11 protein-coding genes and 1 tRNA gene are annotated in these 13,683 nt (G+C 46.0%); 3 read left to right on the forward strand and 9 right to left on the reverse strand.

Going from position 1 to position 13,683, the window contains the following annotated elements; all coding sequences use genetic code 11:
* Window positions 1–111 precede the first annotated feature (111 nt).
* The 3 genes from ldpA to QUA33_RS11910 all read right to left on the reverse strand — a co-directional run bounded on the left by ldpA (window position 112) and on the right by QUA33_RS11910 (window position 3,872).
* Window positions 112–1,263: a circadian clock protein LdpA gene (gene ldpA / locus QUA33_RS11900; protein ID WP_333148763.1), complete on the reverse strand. Its 1,152-nt coding sequence runs from the start codon at window positions 1,261–1,263 to the stop codon at window positions 112–114.
* Between the two features lie 425 nt (window positions 1,264–1,688).
* Window positions 1,689–3,011, reverse strand: a complete 1,323-nt coding sequence (locus tag QUA33_RS11905) for a four-carbon acid sugar kinase family protein (RefSeq protein ID WP_333148764.1) — start codon at window positions 3,009–3,011, stop codon at window positions 1,689–1,691.
* A 192-nt stretch (window positions 3,012–3,203) separates the two neighbouring features.
* Window positions 3,204–3,872 carry a hypothetical protein gene (locus QUA33_RS11910; RefSeq protein ID WP_333148765.1) on the reverse strand — a complete coding sequence of 223 codons (669 nt, stop codon included), beginning with the start codon at window positions 3,870–3,872 and terminating at the stop codon, window positions 3,204–3,206.
* 96 nt (window positions 3,873–3,968) lie between these two features.
* Between QUA33_RS11910 and QUA33_RS11915 the strand changes: the two genes are divergently transcribed.
* Window positions 3,969–5,141 carry an IscS subfamily cysteine desulfurase gene (locus tag QUA33_RS11915; RefSeq protein WP_333148766.1) on the forward strand — a complete coding sequence of 391 codons (1,173 nt, stop codon included), beginning with the start codon at window positions 3,969–3,971 and terminating at the stop codon, window positions 5,139–5,141.
* Window positions 5,142–5,274: 133 nt separating this feature from the next.
* Here QUA33_RS11915 and QUA33_RS11920 read toward each other — a convergent pair whose 3' ends face one another.
* Window positions 5,275–6,279, reverse strand: a complete 1,005-nt coding sequence (locus tag QUA33_RS11920) for a glycosyltransferase family 2 protein (protein ID WP_333148767.1) — start codon at window positions 6,277–6,279, stop codon at window positions 5,275–5,277.
* 52 nt (window positions 6,280–6,331) lie between these two features.
* Entirely contained in the window at window positions 6,332–7,063 is a 732-nt protein-coding gene (locus QUA33_RS11925; RefSeq protein ID WP_333148768.1) for a C40 family peptidase, read from the reverse strand.
* A gap of 108 nt (window positions 7,064–7,171) precedes the next feature.
* Here QUA33_RS11925 and QUA33_RS11930 point away from each other — a divergent pair, with 108 nt between their 5' ends.
* Complete coding sequence (locus QUA33_RS11930) at window positions 7,172–8,110, forward strand: serine hydrolase (protein WP_333148769.1); 939 nt, start codon at window positions 7,172–7,174, stop codon at window positions 8,108–8,110.
* 160 nt (window positions 8,111–8,270) lie between these two features.
* On the opposite strand, the gene QUA33_RS11935 is transcribed toward QUA33_RS11930, so the two are convergent.
* The 4 genes from QUA33_RS11935 to alr form a co-directional block, all read right to left on the reverse strand.
* A tRNA-Ser gene (locus tag QUA33_RS11935) sits at window positions 8,271–8,359 on the reverse strand.
* A 97-nt stretch (window positions 8,360–8,456) separates the two neighbouring features.
* Complete coding sequence (locus QUA33_RS11940) at window positions 8,457–9,596, reverse strand: patatin-like phospholipase family protein (RefSeq protein WP_333148770.1); 1,140 nt, start codon at window positions 9,594–9,596, stop codon at window positions 8,457–8,459.
* 47 nt (window positions 9,597–9,643) lie between these two features.
* The gene (locus QUA33_RS11945; protein WP_333148771.1) at window positions 9,644–10,492 is read right to left on the reverse strand and encodes a mechanosensitive ion channel family protein; all 849 of its coding nucleotides are present in this window, start codon (window positions 10,490–10,492) and stop codon (window positions 9,644–9,646) included.
* A 212-nt stretch (window positions 10,493–10,704) separates the two neighbouring features.
* Window positions 10,705–11,907, reverse strand: a complete 1,203-nt coding sequence (alr, locus tag QUA33_RS11950) for an alanine racemase (RefSeq protein WP_333148772.1) — start codon at window positions 11,905–11,907, stop codon at window positions 10,705–10,707.
* A 134-nt stretch (window positions 11,908–12,041) separates the two neighbouring features.
* Between alr and QUA33_RS11955 the strand changes: the two genes are divergently transcribed.
* Window positions 12,042–13,622, forward strand: a complete 1,581-nt coding sequence (locus QUA33_RS11955) for a peptidoglycan-binding protein (RefSeq protein ID WP_333148773.1) — start codon at window positions 12,042–12,044, stop codon at window positions 13,620–13,622.
* The last annotated feature ends 61 nt before the right edge of the window (window positions 13,623–13,683 follow it).

Here is a 13,683-nt window from a genome sequence, read left to right on the forward strand (position 1 = left end):
TACTAACCACTAACTACTAACCACTAACTACTAACCACTAACTACTAACCACTAACTACTAACCACTAACTACTAACCACTAACTACTAACTACTAACTACTAACTACTAACTAAAATTCTTTGAGCTGGGAAACTAGAGAACAAGCTAAACTCACGGCCTCCGAGAGAAGTTCTGGGACGGCTTCGAGCTGAGGTAGCCGAGATGTTTGAACTCCGGCTGCTGGCCGCGCGACTGCCACCGGAACCGCACAGGCTCGATCGGTCTGCATTGTTTCTAATTGTTCTAAAATTGGCGACAGCAAAACCCTGGCATAGCTGCCGTAAGCTACACCTGCAATGTATGGGACAGGGGGAACTGACAAATTTTTCCCGCCATCCAACAGCAGTCCGCCGGCTCTCAGCTTGCTGACAGTGTGAGCATTAGTGCCGCCGGCAAGTTGCACGTATCCCGGCAACTGGGCCGCCAAAACTTTTTGACCGAGTTTGACCGCGGCTCTAGTAGTTCCTGTTCCGATATCTCCGCTCATTGGCCTACCGTCAGTTTGCCAAATTAGGGGACAAGGAAGGGGGGAAATTATTTGATACAGTGTCCGCAAATAATCGATCAAACCGTCTCCATCCGGGCAACTAATTGCTATTACCTTGAGTTGACCGACCCAGGGAGCTATACTCGACCAAAGCCGCCCAAAATCTGCCTCTCTGCCTACTTGCGTGTGGATTTCTAGGGCGTCCGCACCGGATTGCAAGATTAAAGGTGCGATCGCGGCGGGAGCAGACACGTAAGAACGAGTATAAATTAGTTGGCTCGGACAAATCGGCAGACAGCGACCGCAGCCATAGCATTGCTGGTCTATCACCCCGGAAAAACCACTGCCAGCACTCTGAAAAACTATTGCTTCGGCTGGACATATTTTTTCGCACGGCCGCCAGCAGTCCACCGGACAATCGGCTGGGTTGAATTCGGCTTTGCGAAAATGCGGGTCTTCCCCATCGTTTAAACTCACCATCAGCAACGGCAACCCTTTGCCGCCAAACCTGCGGTTTTGAGTTCTTGCCTGTAATTCGCTGGCCACTTGTAGGGCTTCTTTCGCTGCGGCGACGGCGGCGGGATCTGCCGCGACATCGATACAGTCAGCGCCTGCTAAGGTGTAAGCCAAGGTGAGATTCCGTACAGCAGGCAGGTGTTGAAAGCTCGCCCCACAGATCAGCTTGAACCAATGGCCATTTTTTAATGAGTTTAGGGGATGATAATGTTCTGTCACCCTTATATGCTAATCCTTTCAGCTAAAAATTACTATGTGGAAATTTCTACTTAATTTTAAAATTTAAGCGGGTACAAGCTGGAAACGCTACTGATAGCAGTAGCTGTTGCGCTGTTGGCTCTATATGTAGAGTTCTGCCTTAATTTTTTTTCCTAAATTTGATTTGTTTGAGAGCGACTGCTGAGGGGGGATTTGGAGATGGGGCGATCAGCTTTATTTACAGACAGACTCTCTATCATATCATAGTTGGGTGGATTTGGCAAGGAAAAAGTAGGCGAGAGATTTTTTTTTAAGTGGTCGTGCAGTGGCAGTTGGCATAAAGTTCGATCGAGCATTGAAACCCATCGACCAACCGCAGATGAACATTATCCTCCCTGACTCGAAGCTAAATTCATCTGGGTTAATCTGCGATTGGTCGAGCTATACTACTTGCTCAGCCGCTTGTAAACCGTAGCCAAAGCATGGCTATCCCCCACATTTCCCGGAAACAAAACAACTGGCAAATTAGGGAACAGAGGATGATTAGCCTCGGTTTTCACCACCGAACAACCTGCGATAATTTGACCGATTTGCCTGACACTTTTGAGCGACAAACCTGTACTCAAAACATCATTAGAAGTAATGCCACCCTTGCTAATCAAAAACCCGATATCTGCGGGCAGTCCCCGCACGATATCCATCAACAAAGCAGAAACCGCCTCTCCAAATTTTAACCTGGTTTCTGCATTGTCAAATTCGAGTTCCTTGCGGCTGGTATAAATTACAGGCGTTTTGCCATCTGCATGAGCAGTGCGGACTTTTTCGAGAATTTCATCGAGCATTTGAGCGCGAGACTCTAGTGAATCTTCTAGCAAGTGAGATACATCTATTTCAATGCTAACTATATTGGGTTCTTTTAACAAGCGCTCCAATTGTTCCGTAGTTTTCTTAACGTGGGAACCAACTATTACTGCACCGGGTTTGCCATCCCTCACATATTTTGCCATTTCGTCGGCTGCTACTGGCTGCGGGCCGAGGTCAGCTAAGGATGTTAAAATACTCGCTGCGCTGCGGAATAAAAACTTTTTGCCTTGACTGACTGCATTGAGAATGTGTTTGGCAAATGTGTCTAAATCGCCTTGGCTTTGGCCGTCAACAACCGCACATTGGTTGTCTGTCATGTCCATCAGTCGATCTAAACTTCCGTAGCGAATGTCTGCGAGTAAAATGCGATCGACTGCATCAGCGGGGATGCGACCTTTGGTTTTTTCTTCTACATAGTCTGGCAGGTAACTGTGACTGTACCCGAAGACTGAATCTTTGGCAAATTCGGTTTCGTGTACTGGTGTCGGGACGCTGTTAACTATTAGGTAGTGCACGCTGTGGCGGGTAATTCGGCCTCCTTCAAAAAAGGCGGGAATCAGAAAATGAGCGTCGAAGGGGCCGAGTTCTTCGGCGATCGCGTCGGTTTCGATGGGATAGTGACCGCGCAGGGTAGAATCGGAACGGCTAACTATTAGGAAGTCTTCGATTTTTTCGCTGGCGATCGCCCTTTTTAGATTTTGGCACACTTCGCGGGTGACGGAGGCTGCTTTTTCGGGAGTTAGCGATCGAGTATTTGTCAGTATGAAGAAAATCGGGCACTTGTCCCGCAGCCCCAAACGCAGGGTGTCTTCGTCCCAACGTGTCAGCAGCAAGCAACTGTGCACGGTTTGAGAACCAGTCGGATCGTCGTCGAGAACTATAATCTTGGGTTTAACAGAAGACATACTGACCTGGTTGTTAACGTCACCTTTCCAAGATATCGTTACCTGTTACGTAACAGGAAAAAATTTACAATAGTTATGATATTTTTTTCACCATTCTCATAACTTATAATTTGGAGAATGTGTTTGAGTTAGAGCGGCTCAGTAAGCTGCATATTGCTAGTGGGTAAGAGGCGCACGCAGCAGTGTACGCTACTAAGTTTTGCCATTTTTAAAATTAGCAGCGTTTCGATCTTGCAACTTTTTCATTTCTGCTTGAACTCCCACGGCTACCTGCAAAGCTTCGTTGAGCAATCGTCCTTGTTCGCTGGCTCGATCGCTAATTTGCAGGGCATTCAAATTTCTTAAGTTATTGGCAAACAATTCGGAATTAGTAGCGACAAATTTTTTGTTTTCCCTAAGAATTCTTTCAGTTTTCAAAGCTCGAACTAAATCGTCTCTGATTAGCTGCAAAGCTTGAATAACTTTTGCGCGATCGCCGATTTTGACTTCCGCATTGCCAGCATCTTCTATCTTGTCATTAATTTCAATCGCTTTGATTATACCATTATAGCGATCGACATCATCAAAAAGATTGATTAAATGTTGGTTTTGCCGGCTGCACCGAATTTTCCACGCATCCTCAAAGATTAAACCGACGATCGCAGCGAAGTGGAGGGCGAACCACAACAAATAAGCTCTAGGAAATATCGCAACTAGCAGCCAACAACTGATGAGAACCAAAACAATTAAACCGACTGTTTTCAAAGCTTCGCGGGCAAACTTAGTCGCTGTCGGCGGCCGGTATACGCGATCGGGCCCCGCGCCGGTGAGGTGCTTGAGCTCACCGAGAGTAATTTCTAATCCCTGAATGTCAGCTCGCATAAATCTTTACAAATATATGTTAATTATAAAGTTTTGTAGTAGAACAAGGGGCTCGTCTACAATAAACCTAACACTTTTTTCAACCAAAACTGCATTATGTCCGCACGTCCTATATACCTCGACAATCACGCCACAACCCCCGTAGATCGACGGGTACTTGATGCGATGCTGCCGTATTTCACCGAACAATTCGGCAACGCAGCCAGTATCAACCACGTCTACGGCTGGGAAGCAGAAGCAGCGGTAAAACAGTCACGACAAATCATAGCAGAAGCGATCAATGCTTCTCCAGAAGAAATTGTTTTTACCAGCGGTGCAAGCGAAGCAAATAACTTAGCGATCAAAGGCATCGCCGAAGCTTATTTCAGTAAAGGAAAGCACATTATCACAGTAAAAACCGAACACAATGCAATTCTCGACCCTTGTACCTATTTGCAAAAATTGGGGTTTGACATTACTGTTTTACCCGTAAAAAGCGACGGGCTGATTGATATAGGCGATTTGATCAAAGCGATTCGCGCCGAGACTATTTTAGTTTCAGTGATGACGGCTAACAACGAAATTGGTGTCATCCAGCCGATCGCAGAAATTGCAGCAATTTGTCGCGGAAATGACATTATTTTTCACACAGATGCGGCACAGGCGATCGGCAAAATTCCCCTCGACGTAGAGGAGATGAATATCGATCTAATGTCCTTGACAGCCCACAAAATCTACGGGCCAAAAGGGATCGGTGCTCTCTACGTCCGCCGCAACAAACCGAGAGTGCAGCTAGCGCCGCAAATGCACGGAGGAGGCCACGAACGGGGAATGCGATCGGGAACTCTCTACCCACCGCAAATAGTTGGGTTTGCCAAAGCAGTAGAATTGGCAATTGCAGAAATGCCGTCGGAAACAGAACGAGTGGTTAATTTGCGGCAGCGTTTGTGGGAAAAATTGAGTGAATTGGGCGATGTTTTTCTCAACGGTCACGCTACTAAGAGATTGCCGGGGAATCTCAATATTAGTGTAGCCGGGGTTGACGGTCAAGCGTTGATGTTGGGTTTGCAACCGGCGGCGGCAGTTTCTTCGGGATCTGCTTGCACTTCGGCGAAAATATCTCCCTCTCATGTTTTAGCAGCGATCGGGCGATCGGACAAATTAGCTTATGCTTCAATTCGGTTTGGTATTGGCCGGTTCAATACTGAAGCCGAAATAGATGCAGTCGCCGAACACGCGATCGCAACTATTACATCTCTCCGACAAGCTCAAAAAGTCAATCAATTTTAGATTTGAAATTTGAGATTTTAGATGAGAGAACTGAAGATTAGGAAGTAGTTTTGAGTTTTGAGTTTTAAATTATTTAACTTACAACTCAAAACTTTCCCTCTTTTTATGGCGGAGTATAATTGGTATCGACCCCTTACTTAGAACCAAACACCTCGCGCACCCGATAAATCGGTTTTCCCTGCGACTCGTGATAAGTCCGCATCATCACTTCCGCCAGCAAACCAAAACAAAATAACTGCACGCCAGTCAACAGCAAAACTACAGCCAAAATCAGCAAAGGACGATTTCCAATAATTTGACCAAAACCCAATTTTAAGACTGTCAAATAAATTCCTAAAACCGTTCCCAACGTCATAGAACTCAGTCCCAAAAGTCCAAAAACGTGCATCGGTCGAGTCAGGAACTTTTTCATAAAAGAAATAGTTAACAAATCCATCAACACCCGAAAAGTCCGCCAAATTCCGTACTTACTTTGACCGAAACGGCGGGCGTGGTGTCGCACAGGCAGTTCTGCAATTCTCGCCCCTTCAATAAACGCCAAAGCAGGCAAAAAGCGGTGTAATTCCCCGTACAGATTCAAGTCTGCTACCAACTCGGATTTATAAGCTTTCAAAGAACAGCCGTAGTCGTGCAGAGTTACGCCTGTAACGCGACCAATTAACCAGTTCGCAATTTTAGAAGGAATCAGGCGGCTGATAGTATTGTCCTGCCTATTTTTGCGCCAGCCGCTAACTAAATCGTAGCCTTCATTTAACTTTGCCAACAACAGCGGAATATCAGCCGGGTCATTTTGCAAATCGCCGTCAAGGGTAACAATAGCACGGCCGCGAGCGCGATCGAAACCTGCCGACATGGCAGCAGTTTGCCCGTAATTGCGGCGCAAAATTACAGCACAAAGGTCATCGCGAGTGCTGGCTAACTGCTGCAGAAGTTCAGCAGAACCGTCCTTAGAACCGTCATCTACACAAATAATTTGATAGCTGAGTCCCGATGGTTGGATAGAAGAGGCGATCGCCTCAATCAAATGAGGCAAACTTTCCACCTCATTATACACCGGCACCACCACCGAAACATCCAGAACAACCTCAGCCTCAGCTTGCTGTCTCGCCAATTTTTCCAAAAATAATGCAGCGTCCATTTTTTTATTCGATAATATCAACAGTCAACCGTCAACAGTCAACCGTCAACAACTAACTAGGTTGATAACTTGCCACAACTTTACCATATCCCCGCAATTGCTGGTAATAAGCTTGACTGACTCGATCGCCCTCCTCCGACAAAACATCGATACCGATACCGTTGCGACCTTGTGCTTGTCCCGAACTGTGAATGTAGCGATTATCTCCGAGATACAATCCTACATGAGTTGCTTTTTCCGGCGTACCAAAAAATACTAAATCACCCGGTTCTAAAACGCTGATACTAATAGGTTTAGTAAAAGCTTCCTGCTGATAAGCATCCCTCGGCAACCAGATGCCCGCAGCCACAAAAGCAGCTTGCATCAATCCCGAACAATCATAATTTGGCCCGACTGTACCGCCCCAAAGATAATAATTGGATTGGTTCATAGCCTCACAAGCAAAACTAATTGCAATTGGCAAATTTTCCCTAACTTCTGCCTCAGAAATCACCAGAGGATGATACACTGTTTCGGCCACATCGAGCAACTCAACATCTCGAATATCCAGCCATCCCGGATAATCATCTTCGCACAGCCGCACCATCACAGCCGTTGTATCCCCCTGAACAACCGAGTCTATGCCATTTCTCCCCCCCGACCTAAGCTGGGGGGGGTCAACCACGCGCAAATGTCGCCCCAGCGCTGCTTGAGTTGCCAATCGATCGCACTTTGGGGAATCGTAAATATTTATGTGCGATCGGGCTCGGTACTCCACAACATCTGATAATTGATAATTGGCCATTGCTAATTGCTCATTGTTTGCTGTTAATTGTTCGCATTTATTGTTCGCATTTAACGAGAGATTGCCATTAGCTGCTAGCCGTTAACCGTTAAGCGTCAGCCATTAACCATGACATTTTTTCACAAAGACGAACAATTAGAAACCCTCGGCAGTAGCATTATAGACTCCGCATTGTCAAAATTTACAGGATTAAGTGGCGATCGTACAGCCATTACCTGGGTAGTCTACGATCCGCCGGTGCGAGTCAATACAGGCGGCGCCCTGAGTCCAGAAGAATTTTGGAAATATCAACCGCGAGGTTTTAGCGCTAGAGCTTCCGAACGAATTTATCCCGCCAGCATCGTCAAATTATTCTACCTCGTTGCCATCTGGGAATGGGCGCAAAAAGGCATGATTCAAACATCGCCAGAATTAGAACGCGCCGTCCGAGATATGATAGTTGATTCCAGCAACGACGCCACCAGTTTAGTAGTAGACGCCCTCACCGGCACCACCAGCGGCCCAGAATTATCACCCGCCCCCTTTGAAACTTGGAAACAGCAGCGAAACATCGTCAACCGTTACTTTCAATCATTAGATTGGCCAGAATTAGAAAATATTAACGTCAATCAGAAAACCTGGTGTGACGGCCCCTACGGTCGCGAGCGAGCAGTTCTGGGAGAATTAATGGAAAATAGAAATATGCTGACCACAAATGCAGCGGCGCGTTTGCTGCACACGATAATCGGCGGCGTAGCTGTTTCTGCCCAAGCATCGCAAGAAATGATGGGTTTAATGAAACGCAGTTTAGATCCAGCAGAATTAGAGGCAGATCCTGAAAATCAAGTTACAGGTTTTTTAGGCGGGGGATTGCCAGAATCAGCAAAATTGTGGTCAAAAGCGGGACTGACAAGCCAAGTTCGTCACGATGCTGCTTATATTGAAATAGCGGGTTTGCGGCCGTATTTGTTGGTTGTATTTACCGAGGGCAAAGAGAATAGCAAGAATGAAGAGATTTTGCCATTTATATCGCGGCAATTTGTCGAAGCGATGAAAGTGCTTAATTAGATTTAGTAGTTGATTATTGCGGCTAGACTAGACTTGAATTGCAAAAATAATTTATTTGGACGCTGCTCAAAGCCCATCCCACAAAATTTTCTTGTGGGATGGGCTTTGAGCAGCGTCCAAAAATTTGATTAAAAGGAATTTCTTTTTAGAAGCTCTAAAACGGAGAGGGAGGGATTTGAACCCTCGAAGGATGTTAACACCCTTAACAGATTAGCAATCTGCCGCTTTCGACCACTCAGCCACCTCTCCAAGATGACAGTAACTAACTATAGCACACACATCTTATTCTTGCCAACCCCTTATTGAAAAATTCCTCAATCCCTTACTCTGTATACTTTTCGCGATCTCAACCTCCAGCCTCTTCCCCAAAGCCCCTAGCCTTCAAGTGCTTCTCCCAACTAAAATTGGAACTCAAAAAGAACCTCTTAGTATACAAATATCCCAAGCGGTACAGGTGAGCCTTGCGATCGCCATCGAGATTAAAGTCCGTCGTCGTCACCCCAGCTTCAGTCACATCAATATTAATCACCCTGCCCTTATCCATTTCTCGCTGGTGATAGCGGTCTCTTGCTTTCATCATCGTTCTGAACATCGCCGCCAGCATCGACAGGGGAGTATCAATCTTAGCTTTAGTCTCAATTCCGGTATCGACTAATCGAAACCCAAAGGTAAACCAGCGCGGCGGTGCAGGAGTCGAACCGACGGATTGTTTGTCATAAATCCACAGGGGGAAATTGCTCAAAATTCCGCCATCTACAATTAAGTCATCGCCGAGTTTTCCGGGTTCAAAAAATAGGGGAATACTCATCGACAATCGAACAGCTTCAGCAACGCTAAAATGTTCAGCGCTTTGGAGTCGCAACTGCTCATACAAAGTATCGGAATCGGTCGATTCGCGTCGGTGTAAATCATCGGGCAGTACCAACATTTCACCGCGAGTGAGGTTGGATATTACTACTTTTAATTCCCGGTCTTTTACGATTTGTTTGACATCGGCAAAAGTGTGCAAGTTACCTCGACCGAGCATTGCTTCCAGCCACTGTCGGAACGGCTGCGCCGAATATTCTCCCATCTGACGGCTAACTGTTAGGAAAAGCAGCGTCCAAGCAGGAGATTGCAAGTCGTCGGCGGGGTCGCCGTTTAAAATGAGAGGACTGTTTTTTTGAGTTAAAAATATGCTGTAATCGAGCTGTCCTAAAATTTCCTCTAAATCATCAATTGACAAGTCGGTTGCCAATACAGCAGCAGTAATTGCACCTGCTGAAGTGCCAGCCAATTTTCGCCACCGGATGCCCAAATCGCTACAGCACCTGAGTGCTCCTAAAAATGCAACTCCCCGCACGCCGCCGCCTTCAAAAACTCCGTCGGCATAGATTTGACCGTTTTCGTCGGCAGGCGGAAATTTGCTGAGAATTGTTTCTTTCTCGGTGGCGGTGATCCTGACACCGGGTTCTTGCAAAATTTGCTGCGGATACAACTTGCTCATGGGAAATACCTCCGATAAATTTTGGGTTTTAGATTTTAGATTTATATCTATTGTTCTTGATTGTTGTCGGCATCCATTGCCTCTTTGACGTATTGTTGAACTTGCGATCGCACTTGTTCGTAAGCCACCGACGCGCACCAAGGTCGGAGAGATAAAATAGTTGTATCTGGAGTAATCTCGGCCACCAAACAAGTCGGGGGCGGATTCTCCAGCACCAGCGGGTGAGAGTGGGCAATTTCTAATAACTCAGCTACAGTTGGACGAATTGGTCGATCGCCAATATCAATCTTCAAGTCTACTCGCCTCGTTCCCATTGCCGTTGTATTTTTCAATGTACCGTTAAACAACTGATTGTTCGGGACAATAATTTTTATCCGATCGTCTGTCACCACGGTTGTTGAAAAAATCCCGATGCTGTCCACCACTCCCTTAACATCCCCAGCTTCGATCCCATCTCCGACTTCAAAGGGGCGCAAACTAATCAACATTACCCCAGCAGCAAAGTGCGACAAAGTATTTTGCCACGCCAAACCAATGGCCAAACCCGCGGCACCCACCACCGCAACCACGCTGGTAGTTTGAATGCCCAACTGACTCAAAGCGGCGACTACTCCCACTACCAAAATCGTAATTTCAGCAGCTTGAACTAAGAATTTCCGCAGTGTGGCTTCGGTGCGACTCAGTGCTCGGCGAGTCACGCGGCCCGCAAAGCCGATCGCAAATCGCGTAATTAACAAAATGCCGAGCGCCCACAGCAGTTGAGGTACAATTTTAAACCCCAATTCTACTGATTTTTTGGAGAATTCTTGGGCTACTTCCAAGGCTTGTGTTCTTTCTGCATTTAGCTGAGAATAAAAGGTTTGGGCTATTGGTAAAAACGTCTGAATAACTGTCATATCAATTTGGAATTTGGAATTTGGAATTTGGAATTGCAGTTTCAGTCTTATCGCTTATTCTGAGAGTCCGACAGGGGTTTTTAACCCCTGTCTCATAGCTAAAGTCCTCTCAAAGAGGACTAACATCAATAATTTCCTCGCTTAAAATCTTGAGTCTGTTTAAACCGAATTTTGCTATGAGGCAGGGGTGAAAAACCCCTGCCGGACTACTGCTAATAGTGTACTGCTACGCGGGGCAATCGGTGTTTAAAACCGCAGAGAATTTCCCAAGAAATAGTTCCTAAAGTCGCGGCCCAATCGTCGGCAGTAATTTGATATTCCCCATCTTTGCCCAACAGCGTCACCACTTCGCCGACTTCTAAATTGGGAATATCAGTTACATCCAGCATTAATTGATCCATCGTTACCGCGCCCACTTGCCCCACGAAGTGACCCCGGACTAAAACCTGCATTTTATTAGAAAGATTGCGCGGAATGCCATCTGCATAGCCGATACCAATTACGGCAATCTGTGTCTGGCGCTGAGCTATAAATTGATAGCCGTAACTGACGCCGGTTCCTGCTTCAATTGTTTTCACCTGCGTTACCCTAGCTTTTACCTGCATTGCGGGCTTCAAATTGGATCTCGACTGCAAGTGAGGTGCTGGATAAAGACCGTAGGTAGCTAAACCGACTCGCACTAAATCGTAGTGCAAAGCCGGGTCAGCAAGGGCTGCTGCAGAGTTGGCCAAGTGGAGGCGAGGGGGGTTAATTCCTGCTATTTTAATTTGCTCGATCGCCTGTTGAAACCGCTGGTGCTGTTCTCTCATAACTGCGGGGTCGGGACTGTCTGCTGTCGCCAAATGAGAGTAAATACTGGCTAATTTTAAATTGGGCAACCGCTTGACTAATTGCACAAATTCTGTAGCTTCCTGCCAGGGCGTACCCAAGCGAGACATTCCCGTATCCAACTTAGCGTGAACTGGCAAAGATTGGTTAATGCCTGCGAGAACTTCCGAAAAAATTAGGGCTTGTTTGGCAGTACAAATAGTGGGCTGCAAGTGCCAATGGGCGATCGCCTTTACCTGTTGGGCTGTATGGGTTGCTCCCAACAGCAAAATCGGCGCTTCTATCCCAGCTTCTCGCAATTCTATGCCTTCGGGAATTGTCGCCACTCCCAGCCAACTAGCACCTGCTTGCAATGCTGTTTGACTGACTGCAACAGCACCGTGACCGTAAGCATCCGCTTTCACAACTGCCATCAGTTCTGTCTGGGGAGATAAGAGCTTTTTAAGCTGTTTTACATTGTGAGTTAAAGCTGCTAAATCGATTTCTACCCAAGCCCGCTGGCAAAGTCCCCCGTTATCGTCCCACAGCAACGTCTGGCGGGATTCTTTTGTCGTTGATTCTGCGGTTGTTTGTTCCCCACTCCACATTGTCGATCGCTCCTACTTGCTTACACCATTAAAAACTGCTTGGAGATTTTACCCTAAGTTTGATTATAATAAGATTCTCTCTTTCATCAAAGTTAACTGGTGTATCATAGCACCAAAAATACCCGGTAAAAACTATGGACGGACTAGCCTACCTACATTTAGCTGAAACTTGGGAAACGGCTGCGGGTCAAACTCGATCGACCCACTCAAAAATGCACCGGAATTTAGCATATACTCCTTTACTTTTCTTTACGATCGCTCTCACAATTTTCAATTTAGTCAATCCCGCACTCGCCATCAAAAAAGGTGATTCCGGCGCGGAAGTAGCCGAACTCCAGAAAACTCTACAAAACGCAGGCTATTTTCGCGGTAAGCCTACAGGATTTTACGGTTCTCTCACCCAGGCTGCTGTGAAAAAGTTTCAAGCAGAGAACAACCTGAAAGTTGACGGAATTGTTGGCCCTAAAACCTTGTCAGCACTCAAAGGTAAGCCGGAAGAGGCGAGTATTGAAGCTGCGGAAAAAATCGCGCCCAATATCGATCGATCCTCGCCATCTCCTAGCGCCACAGATAACACAAACGAACTCGAAGATAAAACTCAAACTCAGCCCCAAGAACCTCTATTTCAAGAACCCTCTTTGCCACCCTTTAAAACTGAAAATTCCGAGGATAAAGAAAGTGAGTTACCGCCCACAGATCTCGTAAATCCTCCCGATAATACTCAAGGAAAAATGACGTTGAAAAAAACAATTTACGGTAACATATCGCCAAAATCAATAGTTTATTCGGGAGCGGGTTTGTTTTTTGCTCAAAACATGATGTACCGCCACACAATCACAGTTTACGACAGGAACTTTAAATTAGTCAAGACTATTCCCGATACAGTAAACTTGTCGAAGTTCGGCTTTTCTAAATTCAAAGGCAATTATAAAGGCTCTCCCGTAGAAGCAGCTTTTTCAACCGATGGCAAATATGCCTACGTCTCCAACTACAAAATGTACGGTTCCGGGTTTAGCAATCCGGGAACCGACAGGTGTTCTCCAGCGGCCAAACACGATCAAAGTTTTCTGTACCGCATCAATACCCAAACTTTGAAAATAGAAAAGGTAATTCCTGTAGGTGCTGTTCCGAAATTCAATGCTGTTTCGCCTGACAATCGCTTCGCGCTATCTAGCAATTGGTGCAGTTGGGATTTGAGCGTAGTAGATATCAATAAAAATCTCGAAATCGAGCGAGTGAAACTGGGTGCATACCCTCGGGGAATTGTTGTTACTCCCGACTCAAAAAATGCCTATGTTGCTATCATGGGTTCTGCCGATATTGCGAAAGTGAATCTCATCGACTTTTCGGTAGAATGGCTGAAGAATATTGGCAATGCGCCGCGTCATTTGACGATAGATCCCAATGGAAATTATTTGTATGCCACTTTAAATGGTGAAGGAAATGTGGCAAAAATTGACCTAAAAACTGGTAAAGTGCTTGATAAAGTTTCGACAGGAAAAGCACCTCGCAGCATGACAATTTCCAATCAGGGAAAACTGCTTTATGTGGTTAACTATTTCTCGAATACTGTTAGCAAAGTTAGGACGAGCGATATGAAAGTGCTGCAAACAGTGAAGGTTAATTCAAGTCCGATCGGGATTACTTACGATCCGGAAACTAATCAGGTTTGGGTAGCTTGCTATTCGGGCAGTATTATGGTGTTTCAAGATTAATTTAGCTGCTTTGTAGTGAAGGCTTGAGTCCTGACTACAAACAATAACGATTAAATGTTAT

The sequence above is a fragment of the Microcoleus sp. Pol14D4 genome, assembly GCF_036701245.1.
GTDB lineage: Bacteria > Cyanobacteriota > Cyanobacteriia > Cyanobacteriales > Microcoleaceae > Microcoleus.